This window comes from Mycobacterium sp., from assembly GCF_032162605.1.
In the GTDB taxonomy this organism is placed as follows: domain Bacteria; phylum Actinomycetota; class Actinomycetes; order Mycobacteriales; family Mycobacteriaceae; genus Mycobacterium.
Map to the genome: position 1 here is coordinate 1 of NZ_JAVROT010000218.1, position 17,320 is coordinate 17,320.

Here is a 17,320-nt window from a genome sequence, read left to right on the forward strand (position 1 = left end):
CCACGCCGGACTTCGCCGTCGCCAAGGCACGCATCTCGAAGTTCGCGGATATCACGCCTGTCTTCACCGAACGTGCCGAACGGCGTCATGGGCTTGCCATCGCGGCAGAACAAGAAGGCAGAAGCGAAACTGCTCGCGAGCACTACTTCCATGCGGCGTTGCTCTACGTCACCGCGGAGTGGCCGATGTGGGAGACGACTCCCGCACTGATCGATCTGGACGATCGCAAGAACGAATGCTTCAAAGCCTATGCGCGGCTGGCTGATCACCATGTCGAGCGGGTGGAGATACCGCTCGGCGACGCCTACATTCCGGCCTGGTTTCATCTGCCCCCGAACTATCAGGGCGGCCCGCTGCCCACCGTGCTGTCCTGCGGAGGAATGGATGCGCCCAAGGAGCTCAACGTCAACCTCTACGGGGACAAGCTGCTACAGCGCGGTTTCGCCGTGCTGTCGTTCGACGGCCCGGGCCAGGGCGAAGCGCCGATCCGGGGGTTGAACTTCACCCCGGACGCCTGGGTCGACGCGGGTGCGGCCGTGATGCAGTGGTGCCGCGACCGTGACGAGGTGGACAACGACCGGATCGTCGGCCTCGGGTTGTCGTTCGGCTCGTACTGGATGTCGCAGATCGCCGCGACACAGCCCACCCTCAAAGGTGTCGCGGTCGGCCTGGTGTGTCACGAACCGGGCTGCCACACGATCTTCGAATGCGCGTCGCCGAGTTTCAAGGCGCGCTTCATGTGGATGTCGGGACTGGAGAACGACGAGGCACGATTCGACGAGATGGTCACCCAGATCGATCTGCGGCCGTTGATGCCGCAGATGGCTGTGCCGTGGCTGGTGGTCGCCGGTGACGAGGACGAGCTGTCCCCGATCCAGTACAGCTACGAACTGGTCGCGGCGTGTGAGAGCGAGTCCGCCATGCTGGTCTACCAGCAGGGCCGCCATGCGCTTTCGCTACCCACGCCATCGGTCGCATCGGGTCCCAATTGGCTCAGTTACTCGGCGGACTGGCTGCTTGACCGCGTCAACGGAAAACCAGTCGCCGAGCGCGTCGACTATGTCCTGCCCACCGGCGAGATCGACCGCCGCCCGCACCCGAAGGAAATGCTCGCATGACGCTGCCGCCGGTAGATGCACGGAAGACCGCGGTGGTCACCATCGATATGCACCGCGGACACCTTGACCCGTCGGTGGCGACCATGCCGCTGCCCGCGCACGCTGCCGCCCGCGTCACCGCGGCCAACAAGAAACTGATCGACGGCGCGCGCGCCCGCGGTATTCCGGTGATCCACGTGGTCACCAGCTACCACGATGTCCGGGAGATCTCGTCGAATCCATGGTGGCGGCAAGTAGCGGGCACTGATGCGACCCGTGCCAACGTGCTCAATCATCAGTTGCCGGGAAGCCAAGGGCTGCAGGTGATGTCGGAGCTGCTGGCTCCCACCGACGTGGTGGTATACGGCAAGAAGCGCTATGACGCGTTCGCGTCGACCGAACTCGACCCCGTACTTCGCGCACGTGGTATCGAAACCCTGTTGCTCACCGGGGTGAACACCAACAGCTGCGTGCTGGCCACCACGGTGTCCGCCAACGCCAGGGATTACGCCCCGGTAGTCATCGAAGACTGTGTCGACACCATGGACCGCTCCTTGCACGAGCAGGCGCTGGCCATCATCAGGCAGGCGTTCGGCTGGACCGCAACGGCCGATGAGATTCTGGAGGCCCTGTGAGGGTCGTCGACGTCCATGCCCACGTGATCCCGCCCGCGCTGGTGGACTTGATGCGGACCGGATCCGCGCCGGACGGGATCACGCTCGACGAGACCGGATCTCGAGCCTGGGTCGTGCACCGGCAGGGTTACCGCTATCCGCTGCTGGACGCCTTTCACGATGTCTCGGCCCGGCTGTCCCAGATGGACAGCGCGGGAACCGATCTCGCGGTGCTGTCGGTGGCGCCGCCGCTATTCCTGTACTGGACCGGAGTGGACGGAGCCGCGGCGGCGGCGCGCACCATCAACGATGCCGTCGGCAAGATGGTCGAACAGGCGCCACATCGGTTCGCCGGGCTGGCCACGCTGCCGATGCAGGATCCCGTGGCGGCGGCTGCCGAGTTGCGTCGCTGCGTAAGCGAACTGGGCATGCGCGGTGCGCAGATCGGGCCGCATATCGACGGCACACCGCTCGACGACGAGTCGCTGCGGCCGGTGCTGCGCGCCGCCGAGGAGCTCGGCGTCCCCCTGGTGCTCCACCCCTATTACGTGGGGTCGTCGCCCGGCCTGGACGACTTCTATCTGACGAACCTGCAGGGCAATCCCTGGCAGACCGCACTGAGCGCGTCGCGACTGATCTTCTCCGGGACGCTGGACGCGCTGCCCGACCTCGACCTGGTGCTGGTGCATGGCGGCGGCCACCTGCCGTATCAGATCGGCCGGCTCGACCATGGCTACCGAGTGCGTCCGGAGGCCAAGCAGCCTGCACACACCCCCAGCGACTACCTGCGGCGGTTCCATTACGACACGCTCACGCACAGCCCGGCCGCCACCCATTGGCTCATCGACCAGGTCGGATCCGACCGGGTGCTGTTCGGCTCCGATGTTCCCTTCGACATGGCCGGTGGCACTTTCGTCGAACAGCTGGATGGCTTCCCTGGTTCCGACGACGCCCGCGATGCGGTGGCGTCGGGGAACGCCGACCGGCTGTTCGCACTGAACGGAGACAGCGCGCGTGACTGAACGGATTTTGCTGCACATCGACGGCAAGGACATCGCGGCCGGTGACGGCGGGGAGTTCGAGGTGCACAACCCGGCGACGGGTGAGCTGCTCTACACAGTGGCCAACGGCACTTCCGAAGACGTCGATCGCGCGGTGCGAACAGCCCGGGCGGCCTACGACGACGGTCGCTGGCGCGCGATGGCCGCCCGTGATCGGGCCCGCATCCTCAACCGCGCCGCCGCGTTGCTGGCCGAGCACATCGACGAGTACGCGCGATTGGAGACTCTTCAGATCGGGCGGACGCTGCGCGAGATGCGGGCCCAGCTCAAACGGTTGCCGGAATGGCTCGAGTACTTCGGCGCGCTGGCGCAGACACACGAAGGGACCAGCCCCGACTTCGGAGCCGACCACCTCAATGTGGTGCGGCGGGTGCCGCTGGGTGTCATCGGGCTGATCACGCCGTGGAATCACCCGCTGCTGATCACCATGAAGAAGGTATCCGTCGCGCTCGCCGCGGGAAACTCGCTGGTGATCAAGCCCAGTGAGCTTGGTCCCGCCGTACCCGGCCAGCTGGTCACCCTGTTGGCGGAGGCGGGTGTGCCCCCGGGAGTGGTGAACTTCGTTCCGGGACTTGGCCGTAGCACCGGTAAGGCACTCACCGAACACAGTGGCCTGGCCAAGCTCGACGTCACCGGCGGAACGGAGACTGGCCGCGTGATCGCGGCAGTGGCAGGCCGATCGCTCATCCCGGTGACCGCCGAGCTGGGAGGCAAGGCGCCCGTGATCGTGTTCGACGACGTGGACGTCGACAATGCCGTCGCGGGTGTGCTGTTCGCGGCGTTCATCGCCACCGGCCAGACGTGCGTGCAGGGAGCGCGGATCCTTTTGTCGCGCAACATCTACGAAGCGTTCGTCACCAAGCTGGTGGAACGAACGCGTGGCCTGCGGTTGGGTGACCCACTCGACCTGCAGACACAGATCGGACCGCTGGTGTCGCAGGCACAGCGCGAGAAGACCGCCACCGCCGTCGACAGAGCGCGCGAACAGGGTGCCACCGTGCTGGTGGGCGGCCGGGTTCCCGAGGGCGCGGCATTCGCCGACGGCTGGTTCTACGAGCCGACCATCGTGGCCGATGTCCGCCTCGACGACGACTTGTGGCGCGAGGAGGTGTTCGGGCCGGTCTCGGTGGTCGTGCCCTTCGACGACGAAGACGACGCGGTGCGCCTGGCCAACGACTCCCCGTTCGGCCTCGCCGCGTCGGTGTGGACGCAGAACGTGGGTCGGGCCGTGCGGGTGAGCCGCCGGCTCGACATCGGCATCATCTGGGTCAACGATCACCACCGCATCGATCCGGCGTCACCGTGGGGTGGTTTCAAGGACAGCGGGATCGGTTCCGAGAACGGCATCCAGGCGTTTCGGGACTACACCCGTCAGCAGAGCCTGGTCATCAACGCGTCGAATTCCGATTTCGACTGGTTCGGGACCGTCGAGGATCTTCGTTACTCGTAAGGAGTCTGATATGGGAGCAGCAGATTTGGCCATTGCCGGCGGCACCGTCGTCACCTCGGGCGGCAGGCGGCGAGCCAACGTCACGGTGGCCGGCGGCAGGATCGTCGATGTCAGCTCGCAGCGTCCCGACGCCCGTGAAGTGGTCGACGCATCCGGAATGTTGGTGATGGCGGGGGGTGTGGACACCCATGTGCATCTGATGGATCCAGGCGATGCGGAACGCGAAGACTTCCCGACCGGAACGAGCGCCGCGGCCGCGTCCGGCGTGACCACGATCATCGAGCACTCGCACGGCCGCCCGCTCCGCTCGGTGGCAGACCTGACCGAGAAAGTCGACTACCTCTCTGACCGGGCCAATGTGGACTTCGGGCTGGCAGCGCACGCCTGGCCCGGAGAATCCGGAGAGGTCGGGGCATTGTGGTCGGCGGGCGTCGCGTTCTTCAAGGTATTCACCTGCACCACGCACGGTGTGCCCGGCCACGACGCCGCAGCGCTCAAGTCGCACCTGGAGGCGTCGGCCCTTGCCGGTGCGGTCAGCATGATGCACTGCGAGGACGAGTCGCTGACCGAGGCGGCCGCGTCCATGCTGCGGGCCACCGGCCGCGACGATCCCGGTCTGCTGCCAGAGTGGCGCAACCGGGATGCCGAACTGGTCGCAGCGGCGGTGGCCGCCCTGCTGGTCCGCCGGACCGGTGCGCGCGCCACGATCGCGCACGTGAGCAACGACGAGGTGGCGAGCTACATCGCCGCCGAACGGGCCAGGGGAGCGACCATCGCGGCCGAGGGTTGCCCGCAGTACTTTCTGCTGCGCGAGCACGACGTGCACGAGCACGGCGCGCTGCGAAAGTTCACGCCGCCGGCGCGCGCCAGGACCGATGACGACGAAGCGCAGCTGTGGCGGCTGCTGCGACACGGCGTGCTCACCCACATGTCGAGCGATCACGCGCCGTCGACGCTCGCGCAGAAGGCCGCGGGCGACATCTGGGAAGTGCATTTCGGCTTGCCAGGGCTGGACAGCACGATGTCGGTGTTGCTCGACGCCGCGGCGCGCGGGCACCTGTCCTATGAGGACATCACGAGGGTTTACAGCGAGACGCCTGCCCGTACCTACGGTCTGTGGCCGTGGAAGGGTCGGCTGGCGCCGGGCGCGGACGCCGACGTCGTCCTCGTCGATCCGGCGGCTACCCGGACCCTGCGCAACGCCGACGTGCTATCCAAGGCGCGATGGACGCCGTTCGACGGGAGGACCATGACCGGCCGGGTCGTCCAGACATACCTGAGGGGCCGCCTCGTCGCCGAGGAGGGCAAGCCGAGCGACGAGCGGACTGGGCTGTTCGTCCCGGGCGGCGGGCATCGCTGAGGCCGCATCGGGCGGACCCCGTCAGACCTGGGAGTCGGGGAAGGCGACCACCGACAGGAAGCGGATCGGCACCGCAACCAGGTCCACCGGTCCGTGGGCGCCCTCGCCGTCGAGCTGTAGCGAGTCACCCGGGTGCAGGCGATACACCGAGCGGCTGTGGCTGTAGTCCATTACGCCTTCGAGCATGTAGATGAACTCGGTGCCGGGGTGCTGGAACAGCGGGTAGGTCTTGCTCTTCTCCGACAACGTGACCTCGAGGCACTCGAGACGCTTGTGCTCGCCACGTAGCGAGCCGAGGAGCTGATACTCGTGGCCCTCGCGGGTGCCGTTGCGGACGATGCGCGCCCCGGTGCCCGCCTTGACGAACGCCGCGGGCCGCTCGACGTCGGCGCCGCGGAACAGCATGGTGACGGGGACGTCGAAACCCTTGGCCAACAGCGCGAGGGTCGACAGGCTGCACGACGTCTGGGCGTTCTCGATCTTGCTCATCATCGCCTTGGAGATACCGACGCGAGCCGCCATGTCCGCGACCGTGAGGCCCTGCTGTTGGCGCAGTTGACGTACGTTGCGTCCGATGGCGGCCTCGAACTCCAACTCGTCGACGGGCTCGCTCGGGTCGCGGTCGCGGGCGGTGCCGGACTTGTTGCGGAGCAGCGGCACGTGATCGTCGGGGAAGGTCACGGTCACAGTCTCCATCCTTGGCGGCTAGCGCATCTCGCCCGCGCCGACATACGGATGCGACGTCCTCAGCGGGTCGCCTTCGGCGAAGCGGGACAACCGGAAGTCGGTTTCCGGGATGCGCGGGTCGGCGCTGCGTCCGTCAACCACCAGATCGGCGATGAGCTGGCCCACCGCCGGGGCGATCTTGAAGCCGTGTCCGCTGAACCCGGCGGCGACCACCAGTCCGTCGATCCCGGTTCGGGAGATCACCGGGTTCCAGTCCGGGGTGACGTCGTAACAGCCGGCATAGCTGCCCGTGATCGCGGCATCGGCGAAGCCGGGGAATCGGGTGCCGACGCGGTCGATCGTGATGTCGACGAAGTCCTCTCCTGCCCGGTTGAGGTAGGCGTCGGGGTCGGCATCCTGGACGTGCGACAGGTCGCTGTTGCCGAACAACACTTCACCGCCCGGCTCCGGCCGGATGTACTGCAGGGAAACCAGATCGGAGAACACGGGAAGCCGGGCGACCGCCGCCTTGGGGACGCCAGGGGAGATCATCACGATCTGCTCGCGCACGACGCGGATGGGCACGTCGATCCCGTACTGCGTCAAGAGGTCCCGAGTCCACACCCCCGTGGCGACGACGACGTTGCCCGCCGCCACCTCGGTGCCGTCGGCCAGTCGCACGCCCGTCGCGCGGTCGCCGTCGAGCAGCAGGTCCGTCATCGCGGTGCCCTGTCGGATGCGCACGCCCGCGGCCCGCGCCGAGACCGCGAACGCCTGCGCCGTCCGGTACGCGTCGCCGAACCCGCCCCTGGCCTCGTAGGCGAACGCGGCGAACGGCTCCAGGTCGGCGTACGGCCACATTGCGGCCACCTCGTCGGCGTCGACCTCCTCGGTCTGCACGCCGACGGCGCGTTGGGCGGCCAGGCTCTTGCGCAGGGAGTCGACGTTCTGTTCGCCCACTCCGACGACATAGCCGGACTGCCGGAACCCGATGTCGGTGACCTGCTCCCCGAGAAAGTCCTGCGGCCTCTCGAAGACCTCGAGCCCGACGGTGGCCATCGCGGCCAGCGAACTCACGCCATAGTGGCAGCGGACGATGCCGGAGGACTTGCCCGTCATCCCCGAACCGACGGTGCTGCGCTCGACGACGAGGACGTCGGTGACGCCCCGCCGGGCCAGTGCCCAGGCCGCCGCGGCACCCTCGATGCCACCGCCGACGATGACGACGTCCGCCGTCTCCGTCATCGCTGCCCTCCGCTGTCCCGGTGTCGCGCCGAACGTGAGCCCACTGCGAACTTTCCGCAACATTTTCGCAGTGGCGTCACGTTCGGCGCAGCGTCGCGCGACCGCCTCACGAACCCATCCCTGGGATCCAGTTCGTCCCCGCCAGGGGCACCCGCGCCATCGCGGCCGCCTCGATCGTGACGGCGACGAGGTCCTCGGGTTCGAGGTGTCGGACGTGGGCCTTGCCGCACGCCCTCGCGATGGTCTGGGCCTCCATGGTGAGCACCCGCAGGTAGTTGGCCAGTCTGCGCCCACCCTCTACCGGATTCAACCGTGCGGCCAGCTCCGGATCCTGGGTGCTGATGCCTGCGGGGTCGGAACCGTCCTGGAAGTCGTCGAAGAAACCGGCCGCGCTGCCGAGCTTCTCGTACTCGTCGGCGTAGCGCGGGTGGTTATCGCCGAGCGCGATGAGGGCGGCCGTGCCGATGGCGACCGCATCCGCACCGAGGGCCATCGCCTTGGCGACGTCCGCCCCGTTGCGGATGCCGCCGGAGACGATCAGCTGAACCTCTCTGTTCCCCGTCGCTCCGCTCGCCCCGGTCCGTCCTGCGGCGCCGCTGCGGTGCACGCCCAGTTCGGCCAGCGCCTGCACCGCCTGCGGGACCGCGGCGAGCGTCGGTATCCCGACGTGCTCGATGAACACCTCCTGGGTGGCGGCGGTGCCGCCCTGCATGCCGTCCACGACGACGACGTCGGCGCCCGCGTGCACCGCGAGCTTCACGTCGTAGTAAGTGCGGGTGGCGCCGACCTTGACGTAGATCGGCTTCTCCCAGTCGGTGATCTCCCGCAGTTCGTTGATCTTGATGGTGAGGTCGTCGGGTCCGGTCCAATCGGGGTGCCTCGACGCCGAGCGCTGATCGATGCCCTCCGGCAGCGTCCGCATTCCGGCGACGCGTTCGGAGATCTTCTGCCCCAGCAGCATTCCGCCGCCACCGGGCTTGGCGCCTTGACCGAGAACGACCTCGATGGCATCGGCCTTGCGGAGGTCGTCGGGGTTCATCCCGTAGCGCGATGGGAGGTACTGGTAGACCAGGTACTTGCTCTGGCCGCGTTCCTCCGGCGTCATGCCCCCGTCGCCGGTGGTGGTGGACGTGCCGACGGCACTGGCGCCGCGTCCCAACGCTTCCTTCGCGGGGCCCGACAGTGCGCCGAACGACATGCCCGCGATGGTGACCGGGATGTCCAGGTGCAGCGGATATTTCGCGTGACGGCTGCCGAGCACCACATCGGTGCCGCAGCGCTCGCGGTAGCCCTCCAGCGGATAGCGCGACATCGACGCGCCCAGGAACAGCAGGTCGTCGAAGTGGGGCAGGGGGCGTTTGGCTCCCCAGCCGCGGATGTCGTAGATGCCGGTTTCGGCGGCGCGCTGGATCGCCGCGATCGTCGGCCTGTCGAACGTTGCGGACTCGCGCAGGCCCAATCGTGCTCGTGTGTCGGATATTTCGCTTGACATCAGATGCTCCTCAGTAGGAAGAAGCGTTGTCGACGTGGAAGTGATAGAGGCTGCGGGCGGAGCCGTAGCGCGTGTAGGCGGCGATGTCGTCGCCTGCGTACCCGCCCGCCTTGAGGAGATGGCTCAGTTCTTCGTGGTGTTCGGGCCGCATCTCCTTGGCCACGCAGTCGGCGCCGAGTGATGCGGCGGCGCCACGCAGGTAGATGCGGGCCTCGTAGATGGAGTCACCGAGAGCGTCGCCTGCGTCGCCACGGATCACCAGCCGACCGGCTTGCGCCATGAAGGCGCTCATGTGTCCGACGTCGCCACCGACGACGATGTCGACGCCCTTCATCGAGATGCCGCACCGCGCAGCGGCATTGCCGTCGATCACCAGGAGGCCACCGTTGGCGGTAGCGCCCGCGGACTGCGAGGCATTGCCCTTGACCCACACCGAGCCGCTCATCATGTTCTCGGCGACGCCGGTGCCCGCGTTCCCTTCGATGATGATCTCGGCCCGCTGGTTCATCCCCGCGGCGTAGTACCCGACGTGGCCGACGACGGTGACCTTGACCTCGGCGTCGAGACCGACCGCCACGTTGTGCGCACCCGCGGCGCCTGCGATGACGAACTCACCGGTGAGGCCCGGCGCGTGCAGTGCAGAGTTGACGTCTCGCAGGGACATGTGGCCCAGGTCGAAGCGCGTGGTCACCGCGTCCATGCGTAGACCACTTCCGGCTCCGGCTCCCATATGACGGCATTCTCGACGCCGGGCAGTCCGGACAGTGCGCGGTACTCGCTGCCCATCGCGACCCAGTCGGCGGTCTCGGCGATGACGGCGGGTTTGCACGCGATCGCATCGCGGACCACCGCGAACGAGTCCCGATTGGAGACCAGCAGGGTGTAGAAGCCGTCGAAGGTGGCGCACAGTTCCTTCAGGGCCGTCTCCACGTCGCGACCCTCGGCCAGCCGGCTCGCCACGAAGCGCGCACCGACCTCGGTGTCGTTCTCGCTGTCGAATCGCACACCGGCAGCCTGCAATTCGCGCCGGATGGTGGCGTGGTTGGCGAACGAGCCGTTGTGCACGAGGCACTGCTCGGGTCCGACTGCGTACGGGTGGGCGCCCGACGGTGTCACGGCCGACTCGGTCGCCATCCGGGTGTGGCCGACGCCCTGCCAGCCCCGAGCCTTCACCAGCCCCCAGGACGCCGTCAGTGTCGCGGGGTCGCCCACTCCCTTGAGCACCGCGAGGTCGGCACCAAACCCGGCCACCAGGGCGCCGGGGTAGGCCGTTCTCGCCTCGGTGAGCAATGTCTCAGAGTCGACGGACGCCGTCAGCAGGTAGGTGTCGCCGATCATCGTCACGTCGACCTCGCCGCCGAGTGCGGAACCGACCGCGGCGCCGACCGATTCGGCGTCAGCGCCGACGTCGAGGAGCGATACGCAGCCGCGGCCCGGCGGCGTCCACCCGGGATCACCGTAGACGGCGACGCCCGCCGAGTCGCTGCCCCGGTTGGACATCTCGCACAGCATTCCGGTGAGCAGTTCGCCCAGTCGCGGATACAACTCGGGTGTGCGCAGGTGCAACCCCACGATTCCGCACATCTCTCTTGCCTCCCTCGGAATTTCGAGAATCTCGCCGCTCAGAACGCCGTCAGGTACTGCTCGACCTCCCACGGACTGACCGTGCTGTGGTAGGAGAAGAACTCGTCGCGCTTGATGTTGGCGAAGTAGCTGGAAACCCCATCGCCAGCCGCATCGAGCACGCCCGCGATCACCCGGTCGCTCTCGAGTTCGTCCACCGCGTGCAGCAAAGTCGGCGGCAGTGCGGGCCGGTCGGCGGTGGCGCCGAGGGCCCCTGGGTCGAGGCTGCGCTTGATGCCGTCGATGCCCGCGCCGAGGGCGGCGGCGATCGCGAGGTAGGGGTTGGCCGACCCGTCCCCGCCCCGCAACTCCACCCGCTGATCGTCTGGCACCCGGATGTAGTGGGTCCGGTCGTTGCCGCCGTAGGTCGGTTGTCTGGGTGCCCACGACGCACCCGATGCAGTCGTCAGGGCCCCGGTTCGCTTGTAGGAGTTGACCGTTGGACCGACGACGGCCTGCAGCGCACAGGCGTGCTCGAGGATGCCGCCGATGAACGAGTACGCGGTGGGGGAGAGGCCGAGGCCGCGGTCGTCGGCCCCGTCGGGGAAGACCGGAGCACCGCCGCTGGTCAACGAGAGGTGCAGGTGCAGGCCGGTCCCGGTGCGATCGGCGAACGGCTTGGGCATGAAAGTCGCGATCATGCCGCGCTCGGCGGCGATCATTGACAACAGATAACGCAGGGTGATCACCCGGTCCGCGGTGGTCAGCGCGTCGGCGAACTCGAAGTTCTGCTCGAACTGCCCGTTGCCGTCCTCGTGGTCGTTGGCGTAGTTCCCCCAGCCGAGCCCGTTCATCGCCGACGAGATGGTGGTCAGGTGGTCGTACATCCGGGTGACGCCGCGCGCGTCGTAACAGGGCTGCGCGGCGGTGTCGGCGGTGTCGGCGGTGGCGAGGCTGCCGTCGGGATTTCGGGTCAGCAGGAAGTACTCGACCTCGGCGCCCACCCACGGCTCGAAGCCTGCGTCGGCGGCGCGCTGGATCAGCGACTTGAGGATGACACGAGGCGCGTACGGCCACGGTTTGCCCTCGACGTGCGGATCGCAGTGCACGATCGCGAGTCCCTCCTTGATGAAGGGGATCGGGGTGAACGAGGCGGGATCCGGGATCGCCATCAGATCCGGATCCTTGGGCTCCTGGCCCATGGCGCCGACGGCGTACCCGGCGAATCCGACGCCGTCTCCTGCCAGGAGGTCGATGGCCTCGACCGGCACCAGTTTCGCGCACGGCTTGCCGCGCAGGTCCACGAACAGCGCGAGGACGAACGTGGTGCCCGCGTCCCGTGCGAGGGTCGCGAGGTCGGTAGCGGTGGGGCTCATCACCGTCCTTGTCTCTTGATGTGAATCACGGTATCACGCTGGGAAACTACGTGCACCGCGAGAAGCCCCGACCGGTGCGGGGCGAATCGCGCCGATCGGGGCCAGTTCACTACAGGGTTTGCAGTTCGTAGGACACGTCGCGGTGCAGCTTGGCGTCGATGCCGCTCTCCTCGTCCTCGGGCGAGATGCGGATGCCCATGGTCTTCTTGATGGCGAAGGCGATTGCGAACGCGACCACGAACGAGTAGGTCATGACCGCACCTGCGGCGATGGCCTGCTTCCACAGCTGGCTGAAGCCGCCACCGTAGAACAGCCCGTTGGTGGCGTTGGGCATGCCCTCACTGGCGAAGAGGCCGATCAGCAGCGTGCCGATGACACCGCCGACGAGGTGCACGCCGACGACGTCGAGCGAGTCGTCGTAGCCGAACCGCGACTTCAGGCCCACCGCGTATACGCAGATCGCGCCGGCGATGGCGCCGAGGGCGATGGCTCCGATGGGCGTGACCGCGCCGCAGGCCGGGGTGATGGCGACCAGGCCGGTGATGGCCCCGGATGCCGCGCCGACGCCCGTGACGTGGCCGTCCTTGAACTTCTCGACGGCGAGCCAGGCGAGGGTCGCCGCGCAGGTGGCGACGAAGGTGGTGACCATGACGATGGCTGCCGAGTTGCCCGCGGCCAGCGCCGATCCGCCGTTGAACGCGTACCAGCCGGCCCACAGCAGTCCGGCGCCGAGCAAGGTCAGCGGGACGTTGTGAGGCTTGCGCAGCTGGCCGAACATCGCGGACTTGCCGAGCACGATCGCCACGGCGAGCGCGGCGGCGCCCGCATTGATGTGCACCGCGGTGCCACCGGCGAAGTCGATTGCCTTGAGGTTGTTGGCGATCCAGCCGCCGACGGAATCCTTGGTCACCACGCCGTCGAAGGCGAACACCCAGTGCGCGACGGGGAAGTACACCAGCACCGCCCACGCGGTCGCGAACACCATCCAGGCGCCGAACTTCATCCGGTCGGCCACCGCGCCCGAGATCAGCGCGACGGTGATGGCGGCGAACAGTGCCTGAAACAGTGCGAAGAGACTGACCTGTAGCCCGGAGATCGTCGTCTGCGACTCCAGCAGGTCCTTCATTCCGGCGAACTCGGTGAAGCTTCCGACGAACCCGCCGTAGCTGGTGCCGAAGACCATCGAGAAGCCGAACAACACCCAGAGGACCCCGACGACCGCCACTGCCCCGAAGGTCATCATCATCATGTTCGTCGAGCTCTTCACCGAGACCATGCCGCCGTAGAACAGCGCCAGCCCGGGAATCATCAGAGTGAGCCCGATGATGCAACACAGCATGAATGCCGTGGTGCCTGTGTCCACTACGTCCATTTACGAGCTCCGTTCGTGGCGTCCATCAAATATCTCCTGGGTGTGCGGCCCCGAGCGGGGCCGATCACTGGCAGTAACCGATGTTTCTGTTACGTGGACGGGATTGCGGTGTTTCAGGCGCGTAAACGTCCACGGCGCCGGCACGGCAAGGGCCTCGTAACGGGCAATTCACGGCCAAAAGCCGACGGGCGATCCGTTGTGTCAGCATCGAGGGATGAAACGAGTGAAGCCACTGACGACTGTCGTGGTGTTGCTGGCCATCGTCGTCGGAACGGGTATCTGGTGGGTGTTCTTCCGTGGTCCGTCCTCGGCTGAATGTGCTCCGGCGCGAGAGCTTCTGTCGTTCAACAGGACTCAGATCGAAGCGCTCAACGCCAAGACCCACGTCCCCGAAGCCGGGTCCTACCAGGCGGCGACCGAACCCAGCGACTTCGACTACCGGGCCTGGGCGGACGGGCTGGCCGACCGGGCGGCGAAGGTCACGGCGGCCGACCTTGCCGGACCGGCGAACGACCTGGCGCAGACCGCGGATCGACTCGTCCGGGCGAAGATCGACTTCGATGTCCAGAGCAAGCGCACCGCACCGGGTGCTTCGGCGCCCCCGGCGGCGATGGCGGTCACCGCGTTCAACGACCAGTTCGAAGCCCAGGTCAAACAGCTGTTGACGACGTGCCCGGTGTGAACGCAGAGCCCCACCTGCCCGCGAACGCGACGGCCTCCAACGGGAGCCGCTCACGCGGGAGCGAGTCGCGCTCCGCGATCTCCTCGGAGGCCGTGGCGTAGTCGCCAAGGGAGCCGACCGCGACGACGACGAGCGGGCGCACCCCGTCGGGAATCGAGAACGCCGCTCTGGCCGCCTCGGCGTCGAACCCGGCCATCGGATGCACCACCAGTGACCGCGCCACTGCCTCCACGGCCAGGTTGGCCAGGGCGGCGCCGGTGTCGACGCCCGAGTACAGCGCGGTCTTCTCGTCGGGACCCTCGTCGGCGGCCAGCAGGATCAAGGCGCCCGCGGCGTGCGCATAGGAGTTGCCGCGCCGCAGCGTCGCCGCGAGGTGGGCGAAGGTGTCGTCACCGCGCAGGCCCACCATGAACCGCACGGGCTGGCGTCTGCCCCAGGTCGGCGCCCAGCGCGCCGCCTCCAGAAGCGCGGTGACCTCGTCGGCGGTGACGACGGCGTCAGCGTCGAAGGCGCGAGGACTCCAGCGCGTGGCGATGGCGTCGTGGATGGGGACGCGCGTGTCAGCCCTGCGGTGAGTGGGTCGGTCGGTCACGCGGTCACGCTACCGCTGCACGGGAGGAGAAACCGGGTGCGCAGACCCCTTATCCTTGACGGGACTCCCACGGCTGACGGAAGGCGAACAGTGGCGCTCGTCGTGCAGAAGTACGGCGGATCATCGGTGTCCGACGCCGACCGGATCCGTCGCGTCGCCGAGCGCATCGTCGCCACCAAGAAGGCAGGCAACGACGTCGTCGTGGTCGTCTCTGCAATGGGTGACACCACCGACAACCTGCTTGACCTCGCCCGCCAGGTCAGCCCGGCGCCGCCGGCGCGCGAGATGGACATGCTGCTGACCGCGGGCGAGCGGATCTCCAATGCCCTGGTCGCGATGGCCATCCATTCCCTCGGCGCCGAGGCCCGCTCGTTCACCGGCTCGCAGGCCGGCGTCATCACCACCAGCACGCACGGCAATGCCAAGATCATCGACGTCACTCCCGGCAGGCTGCAGGACGCACTCGCCGACGGGCTCATCGTTCTGGTGGCCGGCTTCCAGGGCGTCAGCCAGGACAGCAAGGACGTCACGACGCTGGGCCGCGGAGGCTCGGACACCACCGCGGTCGCACTGGCCGCCGCGCTGCACGCCGACGTGTGCGAGATCTACACCGACGTGGACGGCATCTTCACCGCCGACCCGCGCATCGTGCCCAACGCGCGGCACCTGGACACCGTCAGCTTCGAGGAGATGCTCGAGATGGCGGCCTGCGGGGCGAAGGTCCTCATGCTGCGGTGCGTCGAATACGCCCGCCGCTACGACGTTCCGATTCACGTACGGTCGTCGTACTCAGACAAGGCGGGCACGCTCGTCAAGGGATCGATGGAGGACATCTCGATGGAAGACGCCATCCTGACCGGAGTCGCCCACGACCGCGGTGAGGCGAAGGTGACGGTCGTCGGACTGCCCGACGTCCCCGGCTACGCCGCGAGGGTGTTCCGCGCGGTCGCCGACGCCGACGTGAACATCGACATGGTGCTGCAGAACATCTCGAAGATCGAGGACGGCAAGACCGACATCACGTTCACCTGTGCGCGCGACAACGGGCCCCAGGCAGTCGAGAAGCTCGCGTCGCTGCAGAGCGAAATCGGTTTCACTTCAGTGCTTTACGACGACCACATCGGAAAGGTGTCGCTGATCGGCGCCGGTATGCGCAGCCACCCCGGCGTCACCGCGACGTTCTGCGAGGCGCTCGCGGCAGTCGGCGTCAACATCGACCTCATCTCGACCTCGGAGATCCGGATCTCGGTGCTGGTCAAGGATACCGAGCTGGACAAGGCGGTCTCGGCATTGCACGAGGCGTTCAATCTGGGCGGCGACGAGGAAGCCGTCGTGTATGCGGGAAGCGGGATCTAGATGCCGGGGCGAGCGAAGCGACGGGTGAGCTAAATGGTCAACATCGGAGTCGTCGGCGCGACCGGTCAGGTCGGTCAGGTGATGCGCCGCCTGCTCGACGAACGAGACTTCCCGGCGACGAGCGTGCGGTTCTTCGCCTCGGCGCGTTCGCAGGGCCGCAAGCTCGAGTACAGGGGCCAACAGATCGAGGTCGAGGATGCCGCGACGGCGGACCCCTCGGGACTGGACATCGCCCTGTTCTCGGCGGGCGCCACGATGTCGCGCGTTCAGGCGCCGCGGTTCGCCGCCGCCGGGGCGGTCGTCATCGACAATTCGTCGGCGTGGCGCAAGGATCCCGACGTCCCACTGGTGGTGTCGGAGGTCAACTTCACGAGAGATGTCGGCACCCGAGCTCGGTCCCTCAAGCGGGGCATCATCGCCAACCCGAACTGCACCACGATGGCCGCGATGCCGGTGCTGAAGGTGCTGCACGACGAGGCGGCTCTGGTCCGGATGATCGCCTCGACCTATCAGGCGGTGTCGGGCAGTGGACTGGCCGGCGTCGAGGAGTTGTACGGGCAGGCGCGCGCGGTGGTCGAGGACAGCGAGCAGTTGGTCCACGACGGGTCCGCCCTCGTGTTCCCGGCGCCGAACAAGTACGTGGCCCCGATCGCCTTCAACGTGGTTCCGCTCGCGGGCTCACTGGTCGACGATGGCTCCGGCGAGACCGACGAAGACCAGAAGCTGCGCGATGAGAGCCGCAAGATCCTCGGCATCCCAGACCTTCTGGTGAGCGGGACGTGCGTCCGGGTGCCGGTCTACACCGGGCATTCGCTGTCGATCAACGCCGAGTTCGCCCGGCCGCTCTCGCCGGAGCGTGCGCGGGAGCTGCTGGCGAGTGCACCGGGTGTGACGCTGGTCGACGTGCCAACTCCGTTGGCGGCCGCCGGTGTCGACGACTCCCTCGTCGGACGCATCCGACGGGATCCCGGGCCGCCGGACGGGCGTGGCCTGGCGTTGTTCGTTTCCGGGGATAATCTCCGAAAGGGTGCGGCGCTCAACACCATTCAGATCGCCGAGCTTCTCGCCGCGCAGTTGTGATTCGAGCAGCGGCAGTGGCGCTTCTCTGCGCCCTGGTGCTGCCACTTCCCGTGGCGCGCGCCGATCCGCCCGCGCCCATGCCGGCGCCCGTGTTGCAGCCGCTTGCACCGGGCCAAGTGGTACGTATCGCCCCGGTGGCCGGAACCGGGACGCCGACAAGGGATTACGGAATCGGTGCCACCGACCTGTGCGAGTTCATGGAGTTTCCCAGCGGCATCCTGCAGGTGTGCGGCGACAGCTTCGCCGGCCAAGGCGTTGGCTTCGGCGGTCACTTCGCTCCGATCGCCCTGCACGTCGACACCGACTCTGTCGAG

The 17,320-nt window shown here is 67.7% G+C and carries 16 protein-coding genes and 1 pseudogene; 9 read left to right on the plus strand and 8 right to left on the minus strand.

Annotation, left to right across the window (positions count from 1 at the left end; all coding sequences use genetic code 11):
* From QOI01_RS13530 to QOI01_RS13550, 5 genes are all read left to right on the plus strand, one after another.
* Positions 1–1,118 (plus strand): alpha/beta hydrolase family protein (locus QOI01_RS13530; protein ID WP_526381676.1); only part of this gene is annotated, 1,118 nt, incomplete at its 5' end.
* Complete coding sequence (locus QOI01_RS13535) at positions 1,115–1,732, plus strand: cysteine hydrolase family protein (protein ID WP_526381678.1); 618 nt, start codon at positions 1,115–1,117, stop codon at positions 1,730–1,732. The genes QOI01_RS13530 and QOI01_RS13535, both read left to right, overlap by 4 nt.
* The gene (locus tag QOI01_RS13540; RefSeq protein ID WP_526381680.1) at positions 1,729–2,733 is read left to right on the plus strand and encodes an amidohydrolase family protein; all 1,005 of its coding nucleotides are present in this window, start codon (positions 1,729–1,731) and stop codon (positions 2,731–2,733) included. Before QOI01_RS13535 ends, QOI01_RS13540 begins: the two co-directional genes overlap by 4 nt.
* Positions 2,726–4,222 carry an aldehyde dehydrogenase gene (locus tag QOI01_RS13545; protein WP_526381682.1) on the plus strand — a complete coding sequence of 499 codons (1,497 nt, stop codon included), beginning with the start codon at positions 2,726–2,728 and terminating at the stop codon, positions 4,220–4,222. The genes QOI01_RS13540 and QOI01_RS13545 overlap by 8 nt, the downstream gene beginning before the upstream one ends.
* 10 nt (positions 4,223–4,232) lie before the next feature.
* The gene (locus QOI01_RS13550) at positions 4,233–5,582 is read left to right on the plus strand and encodes a dihydroorotase (protein WP_526381684.1); all 1,350 of its coding nucleotides are present in this window, start codon (positions 4,233–4,235) and stop codon (positions 5,580–5,582) included.
* Between the two features lie 21 nt (positions 5,583–5,603).
* On the opposite strand, the gene relB is transcribed toward QOI01_RS13550, so the two are convergent.
* The 7 genes from relB to QOI01_RS13585 all read right to left on the minus strand — a co-directional run bounded on the left by relB (position 5,604) and on the right by QOI01_RS13585 (position 13,287).
* Positions 5,604–6,263: a type II toxin-antitoxin system RelB family anti-toxin gene (relB, locus tag QOI01_RS13555; RefSeq protein ID WP_526381702.1), complete on the minus strand. Its 660-nt coding sequence runs from the start codon at positions 6,261–6,263 to the stop codon at positions 5,604–5,606.
* A 24-nt stretch (positions 6,264–6,287) separates the two neighbouring features.
* On the minus strand, positions 6,288–7,493 hold the full coding sequence (locus tag QOI01_RS13560; protein WP_526381686.1) for an NAD(P)/FAD-dependent oxidoreductase: 1,206 nt from the start codon (positions 7,491–7,493) through the stop codon (positions 6,288–6,290).
* Between the two features lie 106 nt (positions 7,494–7,599).
* Complete coding sequence (locus tag QOI01_RS13565) at positions 7,600–8,985, minus strand: FMN-binding glutamate synthase family protein (protein WP_526381688.1); 1,386 nt, start codon at positions 8,983–8,985, stop codon at positions 7,600–7,602.
* Between the two features lie 10 nt (positions 8,986–8,995).
* Complete coding sequence (locus tag QOI01_RS13570) at positions 8,996–9,685, minus strand: protein glxC (RefSeq protein WP_526381690.1); 690 nt, start codon at positions 9,683–9,685, stop codon at positions 8,996–8,998.
* A complete protein-coding gene (locus tag QOI01_RS13575) occupies positions 9,673–10,569 on the minus strand; it encodes a class II glutamine amidotransferase domain-containing protein (RefSeq protein ID WP_526381692.1) in 897 nt (298 codons plus the stop codon). The genes QOI01_RS13570 and QOI01_RS13575 overlap by 13 nt, the downstream gene beginning before the upstream one ends.
* Before the next feature lie 38 nt (positions 10,570–10,607).
* Positions 10,608–11,924, minus strand: a complete 1,317-nt coding sequence (gene glnT, locus QOI01_RS13580; RefSeq protein WP_526381694.1) for a type III glutamate--ammonia ligase — start codon at positions 11,922–11,924, stop codon at positions 10,608–10,610.
* Positions 11,925–12,033: 109 nt separating this feature from the next.
* Positions 12,034–13,287, minus strand: coding sequence for an ammonium transporter (locus QOI01_RS13585; RefSeq protein WP_526381704.1), 1,254 nt, complete (start codon positions 13,285–13,287; stop codon positions 12,034–12,036).
* 223 nt (positions 13,288–13,510) lie between these two features.
* Here QOI01_RS13585 and QOI01_RS13590 point away from each other — a divergent pair, with 223 nt between their 5' ends.
* Positions 13,511–13,978, plus strand: a complete 468-nt coding sequence (locus QOI01_RS13590; RefSeq protein ID WP_526381696.1) for a hypothetical protein — start codon at positions 13,511–13,513, stop codon at positions 13,976–13,978.
* Here QOI01_RS13590 and QOI01_RS13595 read toward each other — a convergent pair.
* Entirely contained in the window at positions 13,947–14,570 is a 624-nt protein-coding gene (locus QOI01_RS13595; RefSeq protein ID WP_526381698.1) for a nitroreductase family protein, read from the minus strand. The two genes, QOI01_RS13590 and QOI01_RS13595, sit on opposite strands and share 32 nt — an antisense overlap.
* Before the next feature lie 90 nt (positions 14,571–14,660).
* On the opposite strand from QOI01_RS13595, the gene QOI01_RS13600 reads away from it, so the two are divergent.
* From QOI01_RS13600 to QOI01_RS13610, 3 genes and pseudogenes are all read left to right on the plus strand, one after another.
* Positions 14,661–15,926 carry an aspartate kinase gene (locus tag QOI01_RS13600; RefSeq protein WP_526381706.1) on the plus strand — a complete coding sequence of 422 codons (1,266 nt, stop codon included), beginning with the start codon at positions 14,661–14,663 and terminating at the stop codon, positions 15,924–15,926.
* A 33-nt stretch (positions 15,927–15,959) separates the two neighbouring features.
* The gene (locus tag QOI01_RS13605; RefSeq protein ID WP_526381700.1) at positions 15,960–17,006 is read left to right on the plus strand and encodes an aspartate-semialdehyde dehydrogenase; all 1,047 of its coding nucleotides are present in this window, start codon (positions 15,960–15,962) and stop codon (positions 17,004–17,006) included.
* A gap of 77 nt (positions 17,007–17,083) precedes the next feature.
* Positions 17,084–17,320: pseudogene (locus QOI01_RS13610) on the plus strand (DUF4185 domain-containing protein); the annotation flags it as partial.